Source organism: Flammeovirga aprica JL-4 (assembly GCF_012844305.1).
Lineage (GTDB): Bacteria > Bacteroidota > Bacteroidia > Cytophagales > Flammeovirgaceae > Flammeovirga > Flammeovirga aprica.
Genome location: NZ_JABANE010000108.1, coordinates 22,111 through 28,110 on the forward strand (window position 1 = coordinate 22,111; position 6,000 = coordinate 28,110).

The 6,000-nt window shown below is 31.9% G+C and carries 5 protein-coding genes; 1 reads left to right on the forward strand and 4 read right to left on the reverse strand.

Features of this window, described 5'->3' with window-relative positions:
• Positions 1-87: 87 nt before the first annotated feature.
• The 4 genes from HHU12_RS27160 to HHU12_RS27175 form a co-directional block, all read right to left on the reverse strand.
• Positions 88-567 carry a hypothetical protein gene (locus HHU12_RS27160; protein WP_169659883.1) on the reverse strand — a complete coding sequence of 160 codons (480 nt, stop codon included), beginning with the start codon at positions 565-567 and terminating at the stop codon, positions 88-90.
• Between the two features lie 167 nt (positions 568-734).
• Positions 735-1,928, reverse strand: a complete 1,194-nt coding sequence (locus tag HHU12_RS27165) for a hypothetical protein (RefSeq protein ID WP_169659884.1) — start codon at positions 1,926-1,928, stop codon at positions 735-737.
• On the reverse strand, positions 1,929-3,383 hold the full coding sequence (locus tag HHU12_RS27170; RefSeq protein ID WP_169659885.1) for a T9SS type A sorting domain-containing protein: 1,455 nt from the start codon (positions 3,381-3,383) through the stop codon (positions 1,929-1,931).
• A gap of 209 nt (positions 3,384-3,592) precedes the next feature.
• Positions 3,593-4,840 (reverse strand): hypothetical protein, encoded by a 1,248-nt coding sequence (locus tag HHU12_RS27175; protein WP_169659886.1) that lies wholly within the window; start codon positions 4,838-4,840, stop codon positions 3,593-3,595.
• Between the two features lie 728 nt (positions 4,841-5,568).
• Between HHU12_RS27175 and HHU12_RS27180 the strand changes: the two genes are divergently transcribed.
• Positions 5,569-6,000 (forward strand): transposase (locus tag HHU12_RS27180; RefSeq protein WP_169659887.1); only part of this gene is annotated, 432 nt, incomplete at its 3' end.

Sequence of the window (6,000 nt, forward strand, 5' to 3'; positions counted from 1 at the left end):
AGTGGGCTTTAAACTTATTAGCAATAATGGATAATAATGTCATACATAAAATAATATTAAGCATGACATTATGTGTATTACTCTTTATTAAAGAATTTCGTCAGGATCCAACTTTGATAACATCAAAATATCTTGACACAAAGAAGTTATAGAATAATTCTTCCCTTCTTGAAGGCCACCAAACCTATAAGATATATTGTTATGTACATTTCCATATGTTATAATAGCAGAATAACCATCTATAGAAATTTTATCAAGATACTGAGTAATATCTAGATCTTTCATTCTTTCTGATAAAGAATGAAAATCTTTAACAGTAATGTCATAAGTTTCATTCTTATTAGAATAATCCCATTGACCATCTAAGAGTGAGGGTCTAGAATTCAATGATAAAGTAACCTTTGAAGCATTACTTGTTGATTTAATAATCTCTATTTTCACATAATTATAGGGAATTTTCCCCATAGGATGTTTAACCTCCAACTTAATGTAGGTCACAGGTTGCTCCTGTCCAAACATTGTCAATGAACATAACGATAAGAAAATTACTATTATTATTTTTTTCATTTTATGATTTATTTATTGTCCGATAACACGAAATTAGTGAAATAATACATTTACTATAAACAAATAGCCTCTGTTAATTATGAATAAATATTCTTATTTCACTAGCATTATTCAAGAACCTTACTTATTATTTTAAAACAAAACGCCGTCGATAGTTTTGTTATATTTTAAAATTCACTAAAATCGTCATCCCACCACTCTTCATGGTGATAACCATCATCATCCCACCACTCATGATGGTAGTAACCATCATCATCCCACCATTCATGATGGTGGTAACCATCTGAATCTGTCCACTCATGATGATGCTCCCCACTTGAATCTGTCCATTCATCATGATGAATCCCATCTGAATCTGTCCACTCGTGATGGAGCTCCCCACCTGAATCTGTCCATTCATGATGGTGGTAACCATCTGAATCTACCCACTCATGATGATATTCCCCACCTGAATCTGTCCACTCATGATGGTAAATTCCTTCCGAATCTATCCATTCATCATGTACAGTCCCGTCTTCTTCAATCCATTCATTATGTTCATTACCTTGTGAATCTATCCACTCATGATGGTGAGTCCCGTCAGGATCTGTCCACTCATGATGCAAATCTCCATTTTTATCAGTCCATTTATCATTAATAGTTCCATCTAATTCTATCCACTCTAGATGATGAATACCATTAGAATCAGTCCATTCATCAATTATAATACCATCTGGTGTCACCCAATAATGATGGTGAATTCCGTCTTTATCAACCCACTGTTTATGTTGAGTTCCATAATCATCCTGCCAACTAACAACGTATACTCCGTCCTGAGTCATGCCTGCATACAAATTTCCGTCCGTACCCACCCATGTTGTTAGGGGCTCAATTTCTGAGTAACCTGGTGATTGAGGGTCGGAGGGATCATATGGTATAGAAAAATCAAGTCTTATACCTGTTACCCTATCTCTACTAAAAGAAGGGTAAAATACATGTGCTGTTCCATTAGGAAACCCCCCGTAAATAGGCATATTAGTTATATAAGAACTCTTTATATCCTCTGGACTAAACATATTATTACTAGGGGAGCTATGGCGTCCATGTGTATGTGCCATAGCTATAGCTCCATCGACAAATTCAGGATCTCCTCCTTTAGGTCCAAGGAGAATGGGTTCCGAGTAATAATATAACCCATTATTATCTTGAAAAATGAAAGTAAAAACTTCTGCCCCGTTTGGCTCCTCATCTAAACCTTTCTGGGTATATTTTTGATAAAAGTTTTCTACTGCTTCAAGTTCTGTTAGAAATTTTTTACCTGATTGAGAATAAGCAAATAAAAAATTTACAATACCCAATATTAATAATATAATCTTTTTCATTTATTTTTTAGCAGAAAGTTTTGTGTATAATTTACCGTTAGCAATAACTCTTACAACATAATACCCCTCTATTAGATGACTAGTATTAATTAAGAAGCTCTGCTCTCCCTTTTCTACAGTTTTCATAGGTTGAATCAATATTCTATCAGCTCCAGTAACTGAAGTAAGCTCTACACTGATTGACATCTTATTTGCTACTTTAAAACTGATATTTAATTGATGATCAAAAGGTACGGGATACAACTTGATAAATTCATTAGTTTGTTTATTTAAAACAATATCTATCTGGTCTTCTTCTGAAATATCATCTGACTTTTTACTGAGTATTAAGCCTTTTGGAGGTGCGGGTTCTTTCCATTCTTCGATATAGCTATCTACCCCTGCAATTAAAAAAGTACTACCATCAATGTACTCTTTTGTAAACTCCATAGCGTAAATAGTATGTGTCAATTTTGATTGCCTAGGGTTACTGTTAAAAATTTTAGATAAACTGAATTTGAAATTTGGCACTACCAGATTATTGTTTTCAAAGACAACTTTTTCCTCAAACTTTTTTCCTTCGAATAGAATAACCGCTTCCATACTTCCACTGTTTCCTGATGAAAAACTAATCTCAATTGGTAATAATCGCTCTATGATTCTACCTGATTCATCATATTCTATTAACTTTCCAACCCATTCTCCTTCTAAATCTGTATTGTCTAGAGTTATAGTACTACTTTCTAACTGCTCTGATACTTGATCTATAGCATCATAGGTAATGTTTGTACTGTCTAGTGTATTGTCAATAGATTCATAAACTTTCGATTCGTCACTATCATATTTTTCATTTTTAATGTATTCTAAAAATGTAGTACTATTTTTTGTTGAATTTCCATTGAGATAGGTTAATGCTTTCTCTCTATCTCTTGCTACTCCATACCCCATCTCATAAAAAACTCCCAAAAAATGTTGAGCCATTGGGTATGAACTTTTTTCAAACCATGCAATCGCCTCATGATAACTTTGGTCTACTCCAAGTCCTTTGTAATACATATAACCTAACATATATGCAGCACGATCATTTCCATTAGATTCACTTCGCTCTAACCACTCTATGCAATCTTTAATACTCAGTTCACAACCTATCCCTTTTTTATACATCAAAGCTAAATTATATTGAGCTTTAGCATGATTTTGATTCGCTGCTTTATATATGTATCCAAATGCCTGCTCTGAATTTTTCTTGACACCGATGCCTTGTTCTAACATTAATCCCACATAGCTTTGTGCATCAACATTTCCTTGATCTGCACAACTTTTTAGGGTAATGAATATTTCATTGTTATTTCTAAATGGTGAGTCACTTAAAAGTTGTTCAATAGCTTTTTCGAGATTTTCCCTACATGTATCTTGCGCAAACAGTCCTGTAGTTAAACTGAATGATAGTATGAATAAGAATAAATACTCTTTCATTTTGTTTGATTTTTTTAATGTTTTCCACTGAATTGTTCGGTCATTAATTTGTTCACCTCACCTGTTTCTAGAGCATATTTCCCCGGGAAATATTTGACAATATTTCACATCAATTATAATGTAATACTAATTTAATTATCAATATAATAGAATTCGTAATCTCTAAATAAAAATGGTGAAGTGTTACCTTTTCAGCTTTAAAATTGAAGTTACCACTCGTATGTTTGATTGTTTATTTGACCTTTATCAGCTTCAATTCCAAAGGAGTTTAAGGCCTCTACATACTTTTTATTGTAACGGTACTTTAATAATCTAACTTTTTGATTCTTAATCTTGTGATCGTAAGAATAGTAAGCTTTTGTAGTTAAGAGATCAAAATGTTGATTCAGAAAAAGACTTTTGATTGTTTTTTGCTGTTCTTCCGTTACTTCATACATTTCTTTAAACTGATCAAAATCAGCTTCAGCCAATCCTTTTGCCTCATCAATATATTCTTTTTGCAATACATTTTTATATTGACCTAAAGTGATATATTTAGCAAGGTTTTTCTTGTAAGTGGTAACTACCTGATACTTTGTTTTTTTAGGTAAACTAGTACCAAATGCATCTGTAGTCTCTGAATTGTTCTTCAAACTCTTCAGTTGCTTTCTGTAATCATTCTGGAGTTCTATTATTTTTGCAATATTTGATTCCTCTACTCCAACCTCTTTCAATTTTACAATGAATGATGCTTGGCCATTGAGAGCCTTCTTATCCTTATACAAAGATTTAGCTTCCTGTAAGAGTTTCCATTTTGTAAGACTTGTCAAATAAGGTTCAGTGTTGAAAGGTTTAAAAGCATATTGATTTTCCACCAATGTTGTGTAATGCGTGGTCCATGTTTCAACCAAAACAGAATCTATTTCATACTGAATTGAGGCATCTAACTTGCTTTTATTCAACTTGATAAACTCTTGAGATCTCTTTTTAGAAAGCAATTCAATCATTTGTGCTTGATTATCCTTGTTATTTTCCCAATAGTCTGAAAGATAGTTAAGTTCAGCATCACTCAATTGTGACTTTTCATCCTCAAAGGACTTCATTAAGGAATATTCAAAGATGCTTTTCAGTACATTTTGGTTTTTCACACCAAGCTGATTCCGACAACTCACTGACTTCTGAAGTGCTTCTTTAATCAAAAATACTCTGTTGTTGTAAGCATCCACTTGACTCAGTATATTCTCATCAATAGTTCCTTTAAACTCTGAATGTGAGAGTAAAGAATCTAATACAAGGTCATAAAAAATAGTGGAGTATTGTGTTTTTAGAACGTTAAACTTTTGAAGATTACTAACTTCAATCAATTGCTTTAGACATACAGTTTTGTCCTTACAAAACCTGTTTTGAGAATAGGATACATCCCCAGTAAACACAAGTTTACCAAAGAGTATCAATAGCATAAAATATACTTGTTTCATACTTATAGTTTTAGTTTAGGCTGTTGAAATTTAAATTAGTTTTTAGGTACCTTTTTCATAATTTTCAAATCAAAACTACATAATCATAGTACAGACTAATAGGTGGTAAATTATTATTTTTTAATTTACCCCCCCCTATAATTTCAAATCACTCCTCTTTTATTATAAAGAAAAAATGTCATCAGTAATATTTTAAATGAATTACACATTTTTAAAGGGTTGTTAAGCTTATAGGTATTAATGATTTTTGAGTTGTTATGGCATTAGTTTTCTACTTATTTATATAATCATCAAACCATTAATAAGTGTATCGAAAATAGTGAATAAGTTTTTGGAAACTTGTTCTAATTCACTTTTGATGATAGAGAGGATAAAAGATTTGAGGGTATTAGTACTAAGTCTCGCATTTACTGAAACTAAGTACTTTTTTTTGAAGATTAATTTGCCATAATATTCAAAAATTAACAATTACAGACAGCGTTTATTTTATAATCTCTTCTCGAAAGAAATTAAAAAAATGGACAACTATAATAACCTACTATATATTTCACTCATCTTGTGCCACTCATTTCACTGATATTGTGCCACTTTCAAATTGCTATTAGCAAGATATTGAAAAATAAATTAATAGGTATATAAACTTAGATCGCCCTAAATAGTAAAACGTACTTCTGTTACGGTTAACTGATTTACATTAGTGTAAAAGTAACCAAACAACCAGATGTATTATGATCAATTTTGAAGGTTTTGACGATAGAACATTTTATTCAACATTTCAAAAAGAAGAAGATTGTCTTGAATATTTATCGACACTAAAGTGGAGTGATCATTACAAATGTAGGAAATGTGAACATACAAAATATATGAAAGGTAAAAAGTTGCATTCCAGACGTTGTCAAAAGTGTAAATATGATGAGTCTGTTACGGCTCATACCCTATTTCATAAGCTGAGGTTTTCAATTCTAACTGCTTTTGAATTCATATTTAAAGTTAGTTGTGATAAGAAAGGTCTCTCCACTTTAACTTTAAGTGAGAAACTGTCCTTGAGTTATCAAAGCTGTTTAAATTTCAGACGTAAAGTACAATATGCTATGCAAAGTAGTTTACAGCATCCTTTGAAGGGGTATGTTGAAGTAGATGAGTTTGCTGTAGGTGGGTAT